This is a genomic window from Enterocloster alcoholdehydrogenati, assembly GCF_013282095.1.
In the GTDB taxonomy this organism is placed as follows: Bacteria; Bacillota; Clostridia; order Lachnospirales; family Lachnospiraceae; genus Enterocloster; species Enterocloster alcoholdehydrogenati.
In genome coordinates, this window is sequence record NZ_BLTJ01000003.1 from 65,172 (window position 1) to 83,952 (window position 18,781).

Annotated in this window: 22 protein-coding genes; 18 read left to right on the plus strand and 4 right to left on the minus strand. The window is 48.2% G+C overall.

Annotation, left to right across the window (positions count from 1 at the left end):
• Positions 1-112: 112 nt before the first annotated feature.
• The 3 genes from HW447_RS04340 to HW447_RS04350 are packed head-to-tail and all read left to right on the plus strand — an operon-like array spanning position 113 to position 818.
• Entirely contained in the window at positions 113-301 is a 189-nt protein-coding gene (locus tag HW447_RS04340) for a FeoB-associated Cys-rich membrane protein (RefSeq protein ID WP_176254110.1), read from the plus strand.
• A complete protein-coding gene (locus HW447_RS04345) occupies positions 298-456 on the plus strand; it encodes a hypothetical protein (protein WP_176254111.1) in 159 nt (52 codons plus the stop codon). The genes HW447_RS04340 and HW447_RS04345 overlap by 4 nt, the downstream gene beginning before the upstream one ends.
• Positions 453-818, plus strand: a complete 366-nt coding sequence (locus tag HW447_RS04350) for a heavy-metal-associated domain-containing protein (protein WP_176254112.1) — start codon at positions 453-455, stop codon at positions 816-818. The genes HW447_RS04345 and HW447_RS04350 overlap by 4 nt, the downstream gene beginning before the upstream one ends.
• 232 nt (positions 819-1,050) lie before the next feature.
• On the opposite strand, the gene HW447_RS04355 is transcribed toward HW447_RS04350, so the two are convergent.
• Positions 1,051-1,824: an IclR family transcriptional regulator gene (locus HW447_RS04355; RefSeq protein WP_176254113.1), complete on the minus strand. Its 774-nt coding sequence runs from the start codon at positions 1,822-1,824 to the stop codon at positions 1,051-1,053.
• Between the two features lie 248 nt (positions 1,825-2,072).
• On the opposite strand from HW447_RS04355, the gene HW447_RS04360 reads away from it, so the two are divergent.
• Genes HW447_RS04360 through HW447_RS04380 form a run of 5 tightly spaced genes read left to right on the plus strand, consistent with a single transcriptional unit; the run spans position 2,073 to position 6,421 of the window.
• Positions 2,073-3,035 carry a 2-keto-3-deoxygluconate permease gene (locus HW447_RS04360; RefSeq protein ID WP_176254114.1) on the plus strand — a complete coding sequence of 321 codons (963 nt, stop codon included), beginning with the start codon at positions 2,073-2,075 and terminating at the stop codon, positions 3,033-3,035.
• A 15-nt stretch (positions 3,036-3,050) separates the two neighbouring features.
• Positions 3,051-3,344 (plus strand): UxaA family hydrolase, encoded by a 294-nt coding sequence (locus tag HW447_RS04365; protein ID WP_176254115.1) that lies wholly within the window; start codon positions 3,051-3,053, stop codon positions 3,342-3,344.
• 15 nt (positions 3,345-3,359) lie between these two features.
• Entirely contained in the window at positions 3,360-4,541 is a 1,182-nt protein-coding gene (locus tag HW447_RS04370) for a UxaA family hydrolase (RefSeq protein WP_176254116.1), read from the plus strand.
• A gap of 51 nt (positions 4,542-4,592) precedes the next feature.
• Positions 4,593-5,483 carry a fumarylacetoacetate hydrolase family protein gene (locus HW447_RS04375; protein ID WP_176254117.1) on the plus strand — a complete coding sequence of 297 codons (891 nt, stop codon included), beginning with the start codon at positions 4,593-4,595 and terminating at the stop codon, positions 5,481-5,483.
• Between the two features lie 23 nt (positions 5,484-5,506).
• On the plus strand, positions 5,507-6,421 hold the full coding sequence (locus HW447_RS04380) for a dihydrodipicolinate synthase family protein (RefSeq protein WP_176254118.1): 915 nt from the start codon (positions 5,507-5,509) through the stop codon (positions 6,419-6,421).
• A gap of 109 nt (positions 6,422-6,530) precedes the next feature.
• Here the strand turns inward: HW447_RS04380 and HW447_RS04385 are convergent, their stop codons facing one another.
• Genes HW447_RS04385 through HW447_RS04395 form a run of 3 tightly spaced genes read right to left on the minus strand, consistent with a single transcriptional unit; the run spans position 6,531 to position 9,383 of the window.
• Positions 6,531-7,832: a TRAP transporter large permease gene (locus tag HW447_RS04385; protein WP_176254119.1), complete on the minus strand. Its 1,302-nt coding sequence runs from the start codon at positions 7,830-7,832 to the stop codon at positions 6,531-6,533.
• 4 nt (positions 7,833-7,836) lie between these two features.
• Complete coding sequence (locus tag HW447_RS04390) at positions 7,837-8,334, minus strand: TRAP transporter small permease (RefSeq protein ID WP_176254120.1); 498 nt, start codon at positions 8,332-8,334, stop codon at positions 7,837-7,839.
• 14 nt (positions 8,335-8,348) lie between these two features.
• Positions 8,349-9,383 carry a TRAP transporter substrate-binding protein gene (locus HW447_RS04395; RefSeq protein ID WP_176254121.1) on the minus strand — a complete coding sequence of 345 codons (1,035 nt, stop codon included), beginning with the start codon at positions 9,381-9,383 and terminating at the stop codon, positions 8,349-8,351.
• 270 nt (positions 9,384-9,653) lie between these two features.
• On the opposite strand from HW447_RS04395, the gene HW447_RS04400 reads away from it, so the two are divergent.
• The 10 genes from HW447_RS04400 to HW447_RS04445 all read left to right on the plus strand — a co-directional run bounded on the left by HW447_RS04400 (position 9,654) and on the right by HW447_RS04445 (position 18,753).
• Positions 9,654-11,561 carry a BglG family transcription antiterminator gene (locus HW447_RS04400; protein ID WP_176254122.1) on the plus strand — a complete coding sequence of 636 codons (1,908 nt, stop codon included), beginning with the start codon at positions 9,654-9,656 and terminating at the stop codon, positions 11,559-11,561.
• Between the two features lie 71 nt (positions 11,562-11,632).
• Positions 11,633-12,196, plus strand: coding sequence for an RDD family protein (locus HW447_RS04405; RefSeq protein ID WP_243176202.1), 564 nt, complete (start codon positions 11,633-11,635; stop codon positions 12,194-12,196).
• 105 nt (positions 12,197-12,301) lie between these two features.
• Positions 12,302-12,625, plus strand: a complete 324-nt coding sequence (locus tag HW447_RS04410; protein WP_176254124.1) for a PTS lactose/cellobiose transporter subunit IIA — start codon at positions 12,302-12,304, stop codon at positions 12,623-12,625.
• A gap of 35 nt (positions 12,626-12,660) precedes the next feature.
• Positions 12,661-12,981 (plus strand): PTS sugar transporter subunit IIB, encoded by a 321-nt coding sequence (locus tag HW447_RS04415; RefSeq protein ID WP_176254125.1) that lies wholly within the window; start codon positions 12,661-12,663, stop codon positions 12,979-12,981.
• A 15-nt stretch (positions 12,982-12,996) separates the two neighbouring features.
• Positions 12,997-14,364 carry a PTS sugar transporter subunit IIC gene (locus tag HW447_RS04420; RefSeq protein WP_176254126.1) on the plus strand — a complete coding sequence of 456 codons (1,368 nt, stop codon included), beginning with the start codon at positions 12,997-12,999 and terminating at the stop codon, positions 14,362-14,364.
• 14 nt (positions 14,365-14,378) lie between these two features.
• Complete coding sequence (locus tag HW447_RS04425) at positions 14,379-14,900, plus strand: GrdB-related putative oxidoreductase (RefSeq protein ID WP_176254127.1); 522 nt, start codon at positions 14,379-14,381, stop codon at positions 14,898-14,900.
• Positions 14,901-15,069: 169 nt separating this feature from the next.
• Positions 15,070-16,026 (plus strand): N(4)-(beta-N-acetylglucosaminyl)-L-asparaginase, encoded by a 957-nt coding sequence (locus HW447_RS04430; RefSeq protein WP_176254128.1) that lies wholly within the window; start codon positions 15,070-15,072, stop codon positions 16,024-16,026.
• A gap of 14 nt (positions 16,027-16,040) precedes the next feature.
• Complete coding sequence (locus HW447_RS04435; protein WP_207714792.1) at positions 16,041-17,162, plus strand: Sapep family Mn(2+)-dependent dipeptidase; 1,122 nt, start codon at positions 16,041-16,043, stop codon at positions 17,160-17,162.
• Entirely contained in the window at positions 17,159-17,890 is a 732-nt protein-coding gene (locus HW447_RS04440; protein ID WP_176254129.1) for a copper homeostasis protein CutC, read from the plus strand. Before HW447_RS04435 ends, HW447_RS04440 begins: the two co-directional genes overlap by 4 nt.
• A complete protein-coding gene (locus tag HW447_RS04445; protein WP_176254130.1) occupies positions 17,890-18,753 on the plus strand; it encodes a YitT family protein in 864 nt (287 codons plus the stop codon). Before HW447_RS04440 ends, HW447_RS04445 begins: the two co-directional genes overlap by 1 nt.
• Positions 18,754-18,781: the final 28 nt, after the last annotated feature.

Below are 18,781 nucleotides of genomic sequence, written 5' to 3' on the forward strand. Positions count from 1 at the left end.
AGACAAGATCTGCTCTGCGGGTTTTGTCTCGTTGAACTATAAGACTCGCTGCAGGCGGCATGGGCCCTGGCAGGGTCAGCCTGCACCTGATACTGGAAAGGAGAATGTTCATATGGCAGATTACATTGTTTTGTTTCTGATATTTAGTTACTGCGGCCTGGTGCTTTACTGGAAGCATAAAGGCGCCCTGGGAGGATGCAGCGGCTGTAAAAGCAGCAAAGGCTGTTCCGGCAGCTGCAGCAGCTGTTCCGGACATTGTTCTGCCTGCGCTTCGGCAAAGAGAAAGGAGCCGGTAAAATGAGCCATTCAACTGATTCCATGTTATATATGATCCTGGTTCTTTCGGTGATCTATATAGCAGGCATGAGCCTGTATACAGGCATCCAGAAATTTAAAAAATGGCGGGATGAGAGAAAAGCCGGCCATTGGAAACCGCAGGGGAGGAAGAACAAATGATCAATTCCATTATACTGGCAGCGGTAGTCCTGATCCTCATCGCAGCTGTAAAGGGTTCTATCAGACATATGAAGGGAGAAGGCGGCTGCTGCGGAGGCGGAAACGGTGAACTGCCGGAAAGGGAGAAAAAACTGGAAGGTGCTGTAGTAGAAAAGAAGATTCTTCACATTGAAGGAATGACCTGCGCCCACTGTGTAAACCGCGTGATGGCCGCTGTTAATAAAATCGACGGTGCTTCTGCCAAGGTAAACTTAAGAAAAAAACTGGCAGTGGTAAGCTGCGACCGCAAGGTGGATGAAAACGCCCTTAAACAGGCGGTGGAAAAGGCGGGGTATCAGGTGAAATCGGTGGAAACGCAGTGAATGAGAATGGTGAAGGGGAAACAGCCCCATCTGTGAACTGTGAATTGAAATGACAGTAAAATTCACCGGGTGCTCCCATTATAGAGATAGAGCGTCAGAGTTTATCTGGTGTCGGAGGTAAATTTAGATTATACCATGGACTTGCTTATAGCTCGCCCTAAGCTGATTTACAGTTGGCTTAGGGCTTTTTTGTGTTTAAAAATTCGGTTGCAGTTGTGAGGTTTTGCCTTTTTTAACTCACCAGATCAGCGTCATTATTATTAAAATATGCTTCAATCCTGCATTTGGCATCCATGAGCATATGGACAATTTCTTCAAGCTTTGTATCGGAAAATCGAAAGGTAGGAACAGATACACTTAGGGCCGCACTGCTGATGCCTTTATTTTTAAGCGATACACCTACACAATTCACCATGGGTGCGGTTTCTTCTTTTTCAAGTGCATATCTGCGTATCCGTGTACGTTCTAATTCTTCAAATAACATACTCCAGTCAGTGATGGTATGTTCTGTAAAAGAAATCAATCCATTGGGGTAGAGCTGCCGCACTTCCTCATCTGTTTTTTCTGCCAGAATAGCCCGTCCAAGAGCAGAGCAGTACAGTGGAAGCTGTTTGCCTACATAGGAAATGAGTCGTAAAGGTTCTGTAGAATCTTCCTTAGCAATATAAAGAATCTGGTTGCGGTTTTGTATACCTAATTGGCAGGTTTCATTGATTGTTGAGGTTATCATTTTCATCTCGGATTGTATAAACTGCAGGGCGTTCTGATGACTTGCATAGGAGGCACCTACAGAATAGGCAACAACTCCGATAAAGTACTTGGATGATTCCTTTTGCATATAGATAAATTTTCTTGCAGTCATAGTATGCACCAGAGGCATGATACTGCTTTTGGGTGCATCCAGAGCTCTGGAAAGCTCGCTTAAAGTCATACCATTTGCGTTGGTAGATAAGAGTTCCAATATATCAAGTACCCGTTCCGTGGGACGATGTTCATTTGACGGCATAATATCTGATCCCCCTGTTAAAAGCGTGATAATAAAATTATAGCAGAGTGGGGAGGAATTTGCATTACAGTTTCTATTTAAAATCTGTAAAAAGTGTAAAATAAAATTATGAAAAATATACAAAAAATATCATTTTATCATTTATATATTGACAATAACATACAGTAGTGCTATTTTATGGTCAAGAAGGTACGTTATAACATACTAAGTACGTAATTACGTACACAAAAAGAAGGAGGTATTTCAAAATGATAATGAGTTTCTTAAAGAGGGTGCCAGCTGGAATGATGATCGTTCCACTGCTGCTTGGAGCTGTGTTAAACACATTTTGGCCCCACATTCTGCAGATTGGATCCCTGACCACAGCAACATTTTCAAATGCAGGCGCAGCCACGGCTATGGGGATTCAGTTGGTATGTCTGGGAACGACCCTCCAGTTTTCAGACATTGGAAAGGTACTAAAGAGAGGTGGAATTCTCTTGGCAGCTAAGTTTGCTGTCGGCGCAGCAATTGGAATTATTGTTGGAAAAGTATTTGGCCATGCGGGAGTCCTGGGGTTGTCAGCGTTAGCTATTATCTGTGCGGTAACAAACAGCAATGGTTCTGTATATCTGGCATTAATGCAGAGTTATGGAGATGAGGTGGACGCAGGAGCAATGGCGTTACTTTCATTAAATGACGGCCCGTTTTTTACCATGGTAGCTATGGGGGCGTCTGGCCTGGCCAATATTCCGTTGCTTGCGATTTTAGCAGCGATTACACCGATTCTGGTTGGCATGATTCTGGGAAATCTGGATAAGAAGTTTTCTGAATTTCTGGCACCTGCCGGTCCAATTATGATTCCGTTTGTCGGTCTGACCCTTGGTGCAGGAATTGATCTGACTGCTGTTTTAAAGGGTGGCGCCTCCGGTATTTTTCTGGGCTTCATTACCCTATTTGTAGGAGGTTCTTTTATCGTATTCTGTGATCGTGTATTTGGAAAACGGCCGGGATATGCGGGGTGGGCGGTTGCGACCACAGCAGGAAATGCGGTTGCGGTTCCGGCAGTGGTTGCTTTGGCAGATCCTACACTTGCGGCGTATGTTCCGGCTGCCACAGCTCAGGTAGCAGCATCCGTTGTTATTACTGCAATTTTAGCACCTATTATGACGAACTGGTGGGCAAATAAGTACGGCTGCCCTCAGATTCCGCTGCAGAAGGCAAATTTATAAAAGGAGAGAAGAAAAATGAATACAGAAACAATTAACGCAATGATCATTGATCCCAAAGATACCGTAGCCGTGGTGATTGAACCGGTAAAGGCAGGTGAGAATATCACATGGCGAAAAAAGGATGGGGGGTTTGAGACTATTATAGCCAGGACCGATGTGCCAATTTATCATAAGGTAGCTATTGCAGATATGGAAAATGGTAGCGAGGTGGTAAAGTATGGTGAACATATTGGGTTGGCAGGCAAAGATATTTTGCAGGGAGAGCACGTCCACGTACATAATGTAGAAAACCACAGAGAAAAACTCTGACAGGAGGAAATGAAGATGGGAAATCAGAAAAAATACACTTTTTCAGGATATAGAAGACCCGATGGACGGGTGGGGATTCGCAATAAAATTTTAATTTTACCGGCAAGCGTGTGCGCATCTGATACAACAAGGATTATCGCTTCTCAGGTAGAATCTGCTGTGACGTTTAATAACCAGAATGGATGTTCACAGGTTCCTTCCGATCAGCAGCTCACGATGGATGTAATGGCTGGCTTTGCTGCCAATCCCAATGTATATGGGACGATTGTTATTTCTCTGGGATGTGAAAATTGCCAGATGGATCTTGTGCTGGAAGCCATTCAGGAGAGAACTAACAAACCGCTGGAACATTTTGTGATTCAGGAAAACGGAGGAACCATCAGTACCATAGAAAAGGCAGTACGCGCAGCCCAAAAGATGGCTCAGGCCGCATCTTTGGCTGTAAAGGAAGAATTTGATTTTTCTGAATTGATTATTGGAACCGAATGTGGTGGCTCCGATCCCACCTCAGGGCTGGCTGCCAATGTGCTGATTGGTGAAATGAGTGACCGTATTACCGCATTAAACGGAACCTCTATTCTTTCGGAAACCACAGAGTTTATCGGTGCGGAACACATTCTTGCCAGACGAGGAAGAGATAAGGAAATCAGCGATCGTATCTATCAGATTGTACACGATTATGAAAAGGCTATTAAACGTGTGGGGCATGATGTGCGGGAAGGAAACCCATCTCCAGGTAATATGGAGGGTGGTTTGACTACTTTGGAGGAAAAATCTCTTGGATGTATTCATAAAGGTGGACATGGGCAGGTCAATGAGGTGTATGACTATGCAAAGCAGGTAGAAGCTCACAAGGGATTGGTAATTATGGATACTCCAGGCAACGATCCTTCTTCTGTTGCCGCAATGGCGGCAGGAGGCTGCCAGCTGGTGGTATTTTCCACCGGAAGAGGAACTCCTACGAGCAATCCCATTGTTCCTGTTATCAAAATTACCGGAAATAAAGAAACCTTTGCAAATATGTCAGATAACATCGATATAGACGCAAGTCCCTATATCTATGGAACAAAGACGCTGGAGGAGTTGGGAGATGATCTTATGGATGAGATCTGGCAGGTTTCAAAGGGCAAATTGACAAAGGCTGAGGCATTGGGATATATGGAGATGGCAATTGCAAGAGTCTGCAATTATATGTAGCATTTATTTTATAGAAGAAACGGCAGCTGCGCCAGAGGGGAGCGGTATCCAATGAAATACATCAGATGCCAATTGGAAAATGGGGAAATACACCTAGGAGCAATGGTTTCCAGAAATACAGTAGTTTTTCTGGATCGGATATTTCCAGAATTAAAAGGAATGGATTTTGTGGATTTTCTGTACATGGTAGACGGAGATCCTATCAAAGCGCAGGAAGCGATAAGAGCATATGGAGGTTCGTTTTATGATATAAGCAAAGCCCGAATTCTTGCGCCTATACAGCGGCCAGTGCATGATATCATCTGCGTAGGCGTTAATTATGCGGATCATTTAAAGGAAACCAGGGAGCACCTGGCAGGAGGAATAGGTGAAACAGCTTTAGAAACCGTATATTTTTCGAAAAGAGCCAGCTGTATTTTGGGCCCCAATGAGCGGGTAGTAGCGCGGTTTGATCTGGATGACAGTGTAGACTATGAGGTGGAATTGGCAGTTATAATCGGCAAAGGAGGAAAAGGAATACCAGCAGAAGAGGCAGAAGAGCATATTTTTGGATATTCCATTTTCAATGATTTTTCCTCTCGCAGGCTTCAGACACTCCATGGTCAGTGGATGTTTGGAAAAAGTCTGGATACATATGCGGCCATGGGGCCCTTAATAGCAGACCGTCAGGAATCGCCACTGCCAAACCATGCAGATATTCAATCTTATGTGAATGGGGAATTAAGACAGAGTTCCAACACAGCCCTTTTAATTAAAGATGTATTTCAACTGATTCATGAATTGTCTTCCGGTATTACACTGGAAACGGGAGATATTATTGCCACGGGGACACCGGCTGGTGTGGGAATGGGGTATATGCCTCCGAGGTTTTTGAAACGTGGAGATAGGGTTGCCTGTGAAATAGAAGGAATCGGCAGCCTGATAAATGAAATTGATGGATGATAATGAGCAAAAGGAGAAAAGATATGTGCAGGATTGTTACGCCGGTAGTAACGGCATTTGATAAGAATGAAAAACCAGATTATGAGGCTAACAAAAAAATTATTGATTTTTTAATAGAAGGCGGCGTAGACGGCATCCTTGTATTGGGATCTTCCGGTGAGTTTACGGGGATGAGCAAGGAGGAAAAATATAATTTTTTCCGTTTTTATGCGGATTACACAGCAGGACGGACGAAACTCTACGCGGGAACGGGAAGTATGAACTTTGGTGAGACAAAGGAGCTTTCCAATGCTGCTATAGAAATGGGATATGCAGGAGCAATGGTAATTGGGCCGTATTATTATGGACTGGATCAGGAAAAGATTTTTTCATATTATGACACATTGGCAAAGGCTGTAAAAGGGGATCTTTTTATTTATAACTTTCCGGCCAGAAGTGGTCATTCTATTGAACCAGCTACAGTGAAAAAACTGCTGGAGAACAATGAAAATATCAGGGGATTGAAGGATTCCGTTTCGGAACCAGGTCACACAAACCGTATCTGTCAGGCGGCAAAAGGATATAAATTTGAAGTATACTCCGGCTTTGATGATCAGTATTTATCAAATCTGTCATCTGGAGGGGTTGGATGTATCGGAGCTTTGTCCAATCTGGCTCCTGAACTTTGGAGCGAACTGGTGCGGGCTACCAGAGAAAGGAATTTTGAAAAAACTGCGGAGCTGTCAAAACTGATCCATGATCTGATGCCTCTTTATGACGTAGATTCCAATTTCGCTTATCTGTTTAAAAGATTAATGAAACACAGAGGACTGGAGATACCGGACCGCGCTATTTTCCCATTTGATCAGATGGAAAAGGAAGCATACAAAAAAGCAGAAGCTCTGTTTGACCAGGTGATGGACGAATATAAGGCTATGTCCGCGGTAACTATGAGATAAAGTAAGACTATTTGTAATGTTGTAAAAAGAGAACATCCCCATAAGAAATATAATTTTTGTATTGATTGGTTTCTATGGGGATGTTCTTTCGCAGCTAATAGACTTGCCGTCAGATCAACCCAGCCGCCCCCGGAAGCCCCAGGCTTACCGCCGGGATATACGTTACCAGAAGAAGTCCTATGAGAATGGCCACATAGTACCACAGCATATAGGGCATGACTTTGGAAAGAGAGCTTCGCCCCACCTTAATTGCTACAAACAGAGTGTTACCCACGGGCGGGGTGATATTTCCGATGCAGAGGTTATATACCAGGATCAGTCCGAACTGAACCGGATTCATTCCAAAGGTTTTCACAACCGGGAGAAACAGAGGGGTAAAGATCAGAATCGCCGGTGTAACATCCATAAAGGTTCCTGCAATCAACAGGATCACATTCATGATCAGCAGAATGATAATGGGGTTGCTTGTAAGGCCAAGCAGGGCGTCGGAAATGGCCTGAGGAATCTGGGTAAAAGCCATAACCCAGCCAAGAATGTTGGAAACTCCGATCAGGAATACTACCATACCGCTCATCTTGGCGCTTTCCACCGTTATTCGCCAGAAGGATTTTAACGTGATATTTTTATAAATGATCCCCAGTACAAGGGCGTATACAACGGCAATCGCAGATCCCTCCGTAGCCGTAAACACACCGCCGATGATGCCGCCGATCACTACGATAATCAGCGAAAGCGCCGGAAGGGCGCGCAGTGTGCAGATTCCTAAGTTTTTCCAGTCATATTTTCCTGGAATACCCTTATATCCCTTCTTTTTTGCAATGATAACAGCTACAATCATACAGGCAACCGCCCAGATGATGCCTGGAATATAGCCTGCCATAAACAGGGCTGCCACAGAGGTGCCGCCCGCTGCCAGTGAGTAGGTAATAAGCGCGTTAGAGGGGGGGATCAGAAGGCCGGAGGGAGCGGAAGCACCGTTGGTAGCCGCACAGAGCGCCTTATCATAGCCCTGCTCTTCCTCGCCTTTTTCTACCATGCTTCCCACCGCTGCGGCTGCTGCGGAGGCAGAACCGGAGATGGCCCCAAAAAGCGCGTTTGCCCCTACGTTTGTAACAAGAAGAGCGCCTGGAAGCTTGCCAAGGATCGCCATAACAAAGTCCACCAGCCGTTTTGCGATGCCTCCCTGATTCATCAGGTTTCCAGCCAGAATGAAAAAGGGGATGGCGGTCAGGCTGAACTTGCTCATACCCACAAAGATACGCTGCGCTCCGGTTACCACAGATACCTCCAGAGGCACGGTCTGTAAAATGGCAATCAGGGCGGAAATGCCGATGGAATAGGAAATAGGTACGCCGACGATCAGAAGGACAGCCAGCACAATGAGAATAATAAGCAGAGATTGGATTGCCATAAGTCTAGTCCTCCTTTTCTTCTGATGCCGTAAGAACACCGTTCTTTGAAATATCCGAAATGTTAAGAACCGTATAGATCATATTTAAAATACCGCACAGAGGCATGACTACATAGAATACGCCTACTGCTGTTCCAAGGGCTGAGGTCATCTGTCCCATGGCCAGGCTGGTGATCTTTACGCCCCCGTAGACCAGGATAATCAGGGAGAAGGCAAAGGCGGTCAGCTCACTGAAAATGGCAAGGAGTTTCTGGATGCCGGGGCTGAAGCGTTCTGCCACAATGGGGATGTTCATATGGCCCCGTTCGCCGGTGATGATGGAAGCTCCCAGGAGACTGGCCCATGCAAAGAGATAGGCTACCAGCTCCTCCGACCAGGGGGACGGGTTCTGAAGGACATAGCGGGTGAACACCTGCCAGCAGGTAAGGGCAACCATGGCAATCAGGCTGACGCCTGCCAGCACGTTTAAAAGGGCTGTAAGTACATTTCTCAGCTGCTTCATAGACTGATACCTCCTTAGGATTCCGCTGACGGATACTGCTGATTGTAAGCCTGGATCGCGTCATAGATGGGCTGAAAATCAGGATGCTGCCGGAGCATGGCCTCATGCATGGGGGATACCGCGTCCTTAAACGGCTTTGTATCCGGGTAGAGGAAATTCACCTTCTGAACCTCCAGAGCCCGTTTTTTGGCGGCGTCTACGGCAATGGTCCATTGTTCGCGCTGAACCTTATTTATAAGGTCAAAGCCCTCGTCAAAGACGGCTCTCTCCTCAGGACTCAGGCTGTCCAGAAAAGCAATATTTCCGATGAGGATATCCGGTATCATCTGATGCATATCGTAGGAATAATATTTGCACACATCTCCATGTCCGTTGTCCGTCAGGGCCAGTTCGTTATTTTCCGCGCCGTCAATGATCCTGGATTGAAGGGCCGTATATACGTCGCCGAACCCCATAGGAGTCGCCGAACCGCCTAAAAGGCTCATCATCTGTACATTGGTGGGGGACTGCTGCACACGGATCTTAAGGCCCTTCAGATCGGACGGAGCGCTGACCGGCCTGTCCACGGTGTAGAAATTTCGTGTGCCCGCGTCCAGCCAGGTGACAGCCTCAAAGCCGGCCTGTGCGGTAGATTTAAAAATAGGGCCGGTGATGGCCTCATCGTCCATGGAAGCGTGGTATGCTTCGCCGGAGGCAAAAAGGTAGGGAAGATTAAATAGAGTATAATTTTGACTGAAGGTTTCCAGAAGAGAGTTAGACGCCACGCAGAAATTGATAGCGCCAGTCTGGGTCAGCTGTACCATTTCATTCTGAGAACCTAAAAGTTCACTGGGAAACACTTCCACATCATACTTGTCTCCTAGCCTGCTCTCGATAAATTCCTCAAAAGCCGCCAGAGCGATGTGGGTCGGGTGGTTGGTTGACTGATTGTGTCCGATCCGGATGATCATCTTTTCGCCGCTTTCTGAGGCGCTGCCGCAGCCTGCAAGGATACCGGCTGGAAGGGCAGCTGCCAGAGCCAGCGCTGCCGCGCGAAATCTCTTCCTCATAAAAATCTTCCTTTCTGTTGTGTATTTGGGAATCTTCTCCCTGACCTCATTATATCAATTATAGACAAAAGTTTCCAGAAACATACAGGTAAAAACAGGGTAAATATAACAATAATGTGTGGATTTGTAAAATTTCCTAACACTTAGGAAAAAACCAATTCCACACCGCTCTCAAAAGATGGTACAATAAATCAAAAATCATCAATGCAGCAGGTAGCGCCGTTCAAATATGGAAGGCGCAGACCAAAGGGAAAGAAAGGATGTTTGCCTATGCTTACAAAACGCCAGAACCACATCATCGACATCTTAAACAGTGAACGCCGCCCGGTGACGGGAAAGGAGCTGGGAAAGCTTTTAGGAGTGTCGGACCGGACCATTCGTACGGATGTGGAAGGGATCAACAGCGAATACGGCTGCAGGCTGATCCTGGCCAACCGCAGGAGCGGCTACCATGTGGACTATGAGCTGATGAAGAAGCATAACATCCGGCGCAAGGCGGCTATCCCCCAAACAGCCCTCCAGCGCAGGGCATACCTGATCAAGGAACTTTTGTTTCATAAGCGGGAGATCAACCTTCTGGAGCTTCAGGAGCGGATTTTTGTCAGTGAATATTCCATTGACAATGATATAAAGAAGCTTCGGGAGCTGATTGCCAAGTATCCCGGCCTTAAGCTGGAGCGTTCTAAGAATCATCTGCGCCTTTCAGGCGATGAGGGGGATAAACGCCGCCTGTACAAGGAACTGCTGATGGAAGAGCTGAAGGACAATTTCGCGAATCTAAGTGCTATCGCCGGTATATGGAAGGACTTCGACCTTCTGGAGCTGGGAGAGGAATTTATGCGCATCTGCAAAAAGCACAGCTACCGGATCTCCGAGCTGGAGTATCCCTTTATCATGCTCCATGCCGGCGTATCCATGGAGAGGATGCTGAATCAGGACTATATCAACACCGCCTCAGAGGAAGAGGAGGTGGAGGCGGGGGAGCGGGAATATGCCATTGCGGACGAACTTTTTTCCCACATTTCCTGCATTTGCCATGTAAAGAGGACAGAGGAGGAGGTGCGCCGCTTTGCCGGCTTCTTAAAGGGCTGCGGCACACGGGAAAATGAAACCGGCTCCCAGGAAGCGCAGGATCAGGCGCTGATGGAACAGATCTACGAGGTGCTTCAGAGCGAATTTGACCTGGATCTGTCCCAGGATGAGGAATTTCGCCAGGGCTTTCTCTCTCATATCCGCCGCTTATCCAGAAGGCAGGAAAGCTCAGAGGAGATCGAGGATTGGTATCTGCAGGAACTGAGGGGAAAATACCCTCTGTTTTTTGAAATGGCCATCCGGGTGTCTGAACGGGTTCGGGAGGTCTGCGGCCTGGAACTGGAGGAGGCGCAGCTTTCCTTCCTGGCTCTTTATCTGGGGTCCGCCTGCCAGCGCCTTAACATGACGGTCAAATACCAGGTGGCTGTGATTATTCCCAACAGTCATCTGATCTCAAAGTCCTGTGTAGATAAGCTGCTTTTGCGCTTTGGGGAACGGATTACAGTAGCCGGGGTATTCAGCTTCTTTGAGGAGCGACAGATCCGCGCCCTGGCCCCGGATGTGATTCTGTCCACTATGCCGTTAAAGCATCAGTTAGACATCCCAACCCTTCAGATTTCTCTGTTTCTGAACAGTGAGGATGAAAGCCGCGTATTCCAGCTGCTCAACCGGCTGGACAAGATCAAATATCATCGGAATTTTGTTGCCATGATGGAGCGTCTGATGCGAAAAGAACTTTTTCACATCAGTGATTCTCTAAAGACAAGAGAGGAGATCATTGATTATCTCTGCCGGGATCTGTATGAAAAGGGCTTAAGCGAGGAAAACTTCCGGGAGAATGTTCTGCGCAGAGAAGCCACTTCATCTACCTCCTTTGTCCATGGGTTTGCGGTGCCCCATGCCACGGAGGTTTCAGAAGGCCAGTCCTGTATTTCCATCCTCCTTTTAAGGGAGCCGGTAAAATGGGGGAACTTCAATGTGAGGCTGGTGGTGCTTCTGGCTGTCCGGGAGACGGACAATCAGCTTTTAAGAGTGTTCTTTGACTGGCTGTGCAACCTGGTAACGGACAGCGGCACCTTTGAAAAACTGGTACAGGCAAAGAATTATGAGGAATTTAAAAAGCTTTGCGCCATACAGCAGATTTAGGGCGTGAAAAAGACGGCTTCGGGCCTGCGGCCTGGCAGTCAGCCATAAAACAGGAAAGGAAAATGGTGAAAATGAATACACAAAAGAGTCAGAATCTCACAAATCAAAGGCCGGCTTCATTGGGCCGCCGGTTCGGAGCCTATCTCATAGACTGGTATCTGGGAGGGCTTGCAACGGCGCTTCCGATTTCAATGGTTTCCATGAAGCTGTTCCAGACGGTACAGAATCAGAATATTTTGTCCTTTCCTGCTTCCTACGGGATTGCAGCGGGGACGGCAGGTCTGGCAGCGGCCCTTTTCTACTATGTTTTTATTCCTGCATTTATATGGAAAGGGCAGACACCGGGAAAACGGCTGGTGAAGATCAGGATCGTTTCTGCGGATGGGAATGAGGTGACTCTGCCAAAGCTTATGATCCGCCAGATTCTGGGAATCATGGTTGTAGAAGGCGGGCTTGTGACAGCCAGCGCCCTGTGGCATCAGCTGGCAACCATACTGACCGGAATCGATTTTGTAAAGCCCTTGATGTACATTGGGATGGGGATCAGTATTCTCTCATCCATTATCACACTTTTAGGGGATCACCGGGCCATCCACGACCGGATAGGAAGGACTCAGGTGGTATCAGATAAGTGATTTCCTAATGGTTAGGAAGGACCATATACAAAATACCGGAAAACCGCATGATATAATCTGAAATATAGAAAGTATTAACAAACAACAAGCAAAGGTGGTAGAAAAATGGAAGGATTAGAACAGATCTGTTTTCGCATTATTTCCGCAGTGGGAATGGCGAAATCCAGCTATGTAGAAGCCATGCGTGCAGCAGCCGGAGGCGACTATGAACTCAGCGGGCAGAAGATGAAGGAGGGCGATGAGTTTTATGCTCAGGGCCACGATGTCCATATGGATCTTCTTTCCAAAGAAGCCGGCGGCGAGAAGATCGAGGTAGGAATCATTCTCATGCACTCTGAGGATCAGATGATGGCGGCCGAGACAGTACGTCTTATGGCAGAGGAAAATATCAAGATGAGCAAACGGATCCATGAACTGGAAAACAAATAGATATCCTGGATCTGAAATATAAGGAGGGTCACACCATGAAAAAGATTTATCTGTTCTGCAGCGCAGGAATGTCCACCAGTATGCTGGCAAGCAAAATGCAGTCCGTAGCCGACCAGCATAATATTCCTGTAAAGGTTGCAGCATTTCCCCACAATAAGATCGGCGACATTATCGCCAGCGACCGCCCCGACTGTATTCTCCTGGGCCCCCAGGTGAAATATATGTACGAGGAGACCGTTTCCAAGTATGGCCACGAGAATATCCCCATCGAGGTGATTGACGCAGGCGCCTATGGAATGATGGACGGAGAAAAAGTGTTAAAGACAGCAATTAAGCTGATCAAAGCCAACAAATAAGGGGGAAAACAAACCATGTTAAACAAACTGGAAAAATGGCTGATGCCTTTAGCTGAGGCCATTGGCAGAAATAAATATCTGATGTCCGTCCGTGACGGTTTTCTGATTTCAACACCGCTTCTGATTGCAGGATCTATTTTCCTGGTAATCGCGAATTTCCCCATTCCTGCGTGGATGGACTGGTTAAGCAGTGTGATAGTCAACAAAGAGACAGGGGAGACGCTGGCCGCCTTCCTGGCAAAGCCTTCTGACGCAACCTTTACCATCATGGCGATCTTCGCTGTTATGGGAATTGGGTATTCATTTGCGAAAAACATGAATACGAATCCGCTGTTCGGAGCCGCGGTGGCCCTTATGTCCTGGTTTCTTCTGATGCCTTACGTTGTTTCCGGCAGCGTAGAAGTGGGAGGGACTGCTCAGGCTGTTTCTCTTACAGGCCTTTCACTTGGATGGCTGGGAGCAAAAGGTATTTTCGTAGGCATCATATGTGCCTTCACCTCGGTACACATTTATGCCTGGGTAGAGCGTAAGGGCTGGGTAATCAAGATGCCGGCGGGTGTTCCTCCTACGGTTGTGGAGTCCTTCTCCGCTTTGATTCCTGCCACTGTAGTAATGACAGTGTTCTTTATTGTGAATCTGATTTTCGGAGCCATGGGAAGCAACGCGTTCCAGATTATTTTTGAGTTCCTTCAGACTCCTCTGTTAAACCTGGGCGATACTCTGGGAGCAATGGTAATCGCATACATTTTCCTGCACTTCTTCTGGTTCTTCGGCGTAAACGGCGGTTCCGTAGTAGGTGCGGTATTTAACCCCATTCTCCAGACACTGTCTCTGGAAAACATGGAATTTTTCAGAACCGGCGCAGGCCAGGGCCATATCATCTGCCAGCAGTTCCAGGATCTGTTCGCTACCTTCGGCGGTGCAGGCTCCACACTGTCTTTAGCGATTGCCATGATCTTATTCTGTAAGTCAAAGCGTATTACAGAGCTTGGAAAGCTCTCCCTGATCCCCGGCATCTTCAACATTAACGAACCGATCATCTTCGGCCTTCCCATCGTGCTGAACCCGACCATGCTCATTCCGTTTATGCTGGTGCCTACACTGAACATTATTATTTCTTACTTTGCAATGTCTCTGGGCTTTGTGCCGATCTGCTCCGGCGTCAATATCCCATGGACCTGTCCTCTGGGCATTTCCGGTTTCTTTGCCACCAACTGGGTGGGCGGCGTGCTGCAGATCCTGCTTCTGATCATGGGTATTATTATCTATATGCCTTTTATTAAGATCATGGATAAGCAGTATCTGAATGATGAGGCAGAGGCTGCAAAAAAGGAAGAAGAAGACGATATTTCTCTCGATGACCTTTCCTTTGACGATCTGTAAGGAGGAGATATACTATGAAGATCATCATGATCTACGATCAGATTCAGTCCGGCGCAGGCATTAAGGATGACCATATGCTGCCTTTGGGCGCTACCAAGGACACCGTAGGCCCTGCTGTGATGATGGAACCTTATTTAAAGAAAACAGACGGGCGGATCATCGCCAGCCTGTACTGCGGGGATGGTTTCTTTGAGGCGGATCCCGACGAGGTGAGCCGCAAGCTCTGCGCCATGGTAAACAAGTTAAAGCCCGACGTAGTGATGTGTGGTCCGGCCTTAAATTACCTGGGCTACGGGAAAATGGCTGCCCGCGTAGCGGATGATGTGATAAAAACAACAGGCATCCCGGCCCTGGCCGCCATGTCTAAGGAAAATGAAGAGACCATTGCCGCCTACAAGGATAAGATTCATATTGTGGTAACGCCGAAAAAAGGCGGAACCGGTTTAAATGAGGCCTTGGAGGGAATGTGTGTCCTGGCAAAGGCCATGGTAGAAAAAAGCGGTGAAGCAGAAGCGGCAGCCCGGTATTGTTTCTAACCGGCACAGCGCCGGCGTGCGTAAGAAACAGCGCCCTGCCTGTCAATGTATGCAGGGCGGATAACAGAGGGGTGCGGCGCAAAAGCCGCGCCCCTTCATACAATCTGTGTACTGCCATGGGAGCCGATGGCTCCTTTGGGAAAAAGGTGAAAGAAAGGAGAACTGCCAGATGTGGGGTATTATTGCAACCTGGAGAATGGCGTTAGAGGGAATTGAGAAAGCGGAAGGAATGTTAAAGGAGGGCGGCGATGCCGGAGACGCCATTGAGGCAGCGGTTCGTGAAGTAGAGGATTTCCCATTTTACAAATCCGTCGGTTACGGCGGCCTTCCCAATGAGGAGATGGAAGTGGAGTTAGACGCGGCCTATATGGACGGAGATACGTTAGACATTGGAGCAGTAGCCGCCATTAAGGACTTCGCAAATCCTGTTTCCATTGCCAGACGTCTTTCAAAGGAGCAGGCGAACAACCTGTTAGTGGGAGAGGGCGCAGAGAAATTTGCTCACAAGGAGGGGTTTGAGCGCAAAAATATGCTCACGGACCGGGCCAGGATCCACTATCGCAACCGTAAAAAAGAGATGGTGCAGAGCGAGCTTAAGCCATACTCCGGCCACGATACCGTAGGTATGGTATGCCTGGATTCCAAGGGGAAGATGACCTGCGCAACCTCCACCAGCGGACTTTTCATGAAGAAAAAGGGCCGTGTGGGGGATTCGCCTATTTCCGGCTCCGGCTTCTATGTGGACAGCAAGGTAGGCGGTGCCAGTGCTACCGGACTGGGAGAAGATGTGATGAAGGGCTGCGTTTCTTATGAGATCGTCCGCCTGATGGCAGAGGGACTTCATCCTCAGGAAGCCTGCGAGAAGGCGGTGGCTCATTTTGACAGAGAGTTAAAGGAACGCCGCGGAAAGGCCGGCGATATGTCTCTGATCGCCATGAATAATAAGGGCGAATGGGGCGTGGCTACCAATATTGAGGGATTTTCCTTCGCCGTGGCCGTGGAGGGCCAGAAACCGGCTGTATACCTGACAAAGCAGGAAAATGGCAAATGTGTCCATGAGCTGGCTACAAAAGAGTGGATGGAAAACTATATGAAGACTCGTACCGCGCCGTTAAAGGAGCTATAAAAGGAGCAGACGCAATGACAGAGGAACAGATCTTACAGAAAGTGGAAGAAGTTTCCGCAGCTATGATCGAAAGTATCAGACAAATGGTTCAGATCGACAGTACAGAGGCCCCGGCAGAGCCGGGAGCGCCCTTTGGCCCCGGTGTGAGAAAGGCTCTGGACGCAGCGCTTGCATTGTCGGATAAGCTGGGATTTGAAACCGTGGATGTGGATCACTATATGGGGTATGCGGCGTATGGTCGGGGAGATGACTATATAGCGGCCGTAGGCCACCTGGATGTGGTTCCGGCAGGAACGGGCTGGAAGCAGCCGCCGTTTAGCGGCTATGAGAAGGACGGCGTAATCTACAGCCGTGGGGTTCTGGACAATAAGGGGCCGGTCTTTTCCTGCCTTTATGCCCTTTATGCATTAAAGGAACTGGGCTTTGAACCGGAGCATCCCATCCGTATCCTCTTTGGCTGTGACGAGGAGACTGGCTTTAAGGATCTGGAGTATTATCTGACAAAGGAAAAGCCTCCCATCATGGGCTTTACCCCGGACTGCAAGTATCCGGTGGTCTATGCCGAGAGAGGACGGGCGCTGGTGGAGATCCGCCCGGCGTCCATGGAGCAGTTCCTGACATTGATGAATGACTACGTGCTGAATGCAAGGAACACAGGAGAGCGATTCCACATTGATTATAAGGATGAGGAGTTCGGACAGCTGGAGATAAGAAACTACAAGGTGCTAAAAGGGGAGATACCGGCGCTGCAGTTTGCAGTCAGTTATCCAGCGGGGATAAATGCTTCACAACTGGCGGAAACTATTCAAAAGGAGCTTCCCGATATGGAGGTACGTCTGGCGGACAATATGGATCCGGTGCGGTTTGAAAAGGACTGCTTTTTGGTAGATACCTTAAAATACGCTTACGAACGTGTTACGGGAATGGATGGAACGCCGGTCACCACCACCGGCGGCACCTACGCGAAACGGATGCCCAATATCGTTCCTTTCGGCCCCTCCTTTCCGGGCCAGAAGGGGATCGGCCATCAGCCGGATGAGTGGATGAAGGTTGAGGACATTATTACAAACGCCAAAATATACGCTTTAAGTTTGTATCGGCTGGCGGGAGAGAAGAAAGAAGGAGGAGAGGCATGATCGAGATATGCTGCGGAAGCTATGAAGATGCTTTGGCTGCCTGGAACGGCGGGGCAGGGCGGATCGAATTAAACAGCGCCCTGTATCTTGGAGGACTTACCCCTTCCATCGGCAGTCTGCGCCTGATTAAGGCCAATACTGGCCTGAAGGTGATCTCTATGGTACGGCCCAGGGGAGCGGGCTTTTGCTATACAGAGGCGGAGACGGAGCAGATGTTTGCAGATGCCCGTATCTTGATGGAAAACGGCAGCGACGGCCTGGCCTTTGGATTTCTCACTTTGGATGGAAAGCTTGACAGCGAAAAGACAGGCAGAATGATCGAACTGATCCATGAATTTCATGGGGAAGCGGTGATTCACCGGGCCTTTGACTGTGTAGAAGATCCTTACGAGGCCATAGAAGAGCTGATCCGCCTGGGAGCCGACCGGATCCTTACCAGCGGTCTGAAAGAGAAGGCTCATCAGGGAGCGCCTCTTTTAAAGGAGCTTCAGAAAAAATATGGAAACCAGATCCAGCTGTTGGCCGGAAGCGGCGTAAACGGGGATAATGCCAGGACGCTGATGGAGGAAACCGGGCTGACCCAGGTTCACTCCTCCTGCAGAGACTGGAAGGGGGATGCAACGACCTCTGGCCGATGGGTTAATTACTGTTTTGCCCCGGCGCCCCATGAAAATGACTACGATGCCGTGAGCGAAGCGCTGGTAAGAAAACTGGTCGGGAGTGTGTGATGAAAAAGAACAGTAAAGCAGTACGGTATGCGGTGACTGCCATAGCCGTAACGGTTTCCGCGCTTTTGCAGGCCTTTGCCATGGATGCCTTTTTAACGCCGGCCCAGATCCTCCCCAGCGGGTTCACGGGGGTGGCCCGCCTGGTGGAAAAGATTACCGGCCTTTTTGGGATCCATTTTTCCACCTCTCTTGGAATGATCGCTCTGAATCTTCCCGTGGCGGTCTTCTGCTACCGCCAGATCGGAAAGAAATTCGTGATCTTTTCCATGATTCAGGTATTTCTGGCCAGTTTCTTTTTGCGGCTGTCCCTGTTTCACCCGCTGTTTGAGGATGATCTTTTAAACATCTGTTTCGGCGGATTTATCTATGGTCTTGCCATTGTGGTGGCATTAAAGGGAAATGCCTCCACGGCAGGGACGGACTTCATCGCCCTTTATGTTTCAAACCGGCTGGGGAAGGCCATCTGGCAGTATGTATTTGCCTTTAATGCAGGAATGCTCTGTATATTCGGCTACCTGTTCGGCTGGGAATATGCTGGATATTCCATTATGTTCCAGTTTATTTCCACGAAAACCATCGACAGCTTTTACCATCGCTACAAACGGGTGACGCTCCAGGTAACTACGGAGGACCCTGACGAGGTAGTAAAGGCGTATGTAAGCCAGTACCGCCACGGGATCTCCGTTCTGGACGGACACGGAGGCTACAGCGGCAAGAAGATGAGCCTGCTGCATACGGTAGTCTCCTCCTATGAGGTTCAGGACATTGTTCATCTGATGCGTCATGTCGATCCCCATGTGATCGTGAACGTGCTGCCTACGGAGACCTTTTTTGGCGGTTTTTACCAAAAACCCATTGAATAATCAGTTTGCGGACAAATATAATAGCAGG